The sequence below is a fragment of the Paracoccus binzhouensis genome (genome assembly GCF_016446475.1).
GTDB lineage: Bacteria > Pseudomonadota > Alphaproteobacteria > Rhodobacterales > Rhodobacteraceae > Paracoccus > Paracoccus binzhouensis.
The window spans coordinates 1-833 of the sequence record NZ_JAEHFP010000255.1 but is presented as its reverse complement, the minus strand read 5'-3'; the positions used below and the strand labels follow the sequence as shown (position 1 = coordinate 833).

At 51.1% G+C, this 833-nt stretch carries 1 pseudogene; it reads right to left on the bottom strand.

The window, feature by feature from the left end:
• A pseudogene (locus I9P22_RS24755) lies at positions 1–833 on the bottom strand (hypothetical protein); the annotation flags it as partial.

The window sequence follows — 833 nt, the reverse complement described above, 5'->3', positions numbered from 1 at the left end:
CTCAGTCAGCCGCCGCCCAACTGTCCCCACTGCCGTAGGAAGTGGCGAAAAATACTCAACAAACTTCTGCCAAAGTAGTGCTAGGTTGGTTCCCTTAAGATGATGCCATACCTCGTTCAACGCTTTCTCAGTGAGAATCAGATTTGACCCGGAGTCTCTCATGAGACTGAGCGCGTTCTTCGTTATCTGACCATCTTTGGAAAGCAAGTGCTCTGAAAGACACCTGGCAATCAGATCGGAACCGATATAAAGGTTGAAGTTCGAGATCATCCCCCGAAAGTATTCAACAATTCTCGGCTCACTTTCAAGCATGAAGAGTAAGATGTAGGTTCGACACAGCTTCCGAAAATACTGGCGCTCTTCTGCCGTGCTCTCGTATAATACTCCACGTAGAACAGAAAGTGCTGCTCCGCCGATAAGATTCTCCACCTTGGGCTTTACATTCAGCTTCTCCATGGCCCGATGGACGTGATCCTGAATGGCTGGAAGCTCGGATTCGCGTCGGCTCTCCAGTTCATTTTCCATGAACATTGCCATCTCGAGTCCCTGCGCGTGGAACATCTGGTGAATTGCCTTATGGCAAACCTCGACCACTTGCTCCGTATTCGGCAAATTATCAGTGTCTCCGATCAGAGACTTGGATGCCCTCTGCCGAAATATATCACTGACCTTTAACCTGAACGTCTCATCCTCAACGTTCTCCTCCCGGATAAGTTTTCGTGTCTCAAACGGAAGGCAGTATCCCCCCTTCTTGACCAGGCTGGCCGGGTCCATGTCCTGCACCCGCTCGCCGCGATAGCTGATCGAGCCCTTTGTCACCTCGCCGCGCTCGG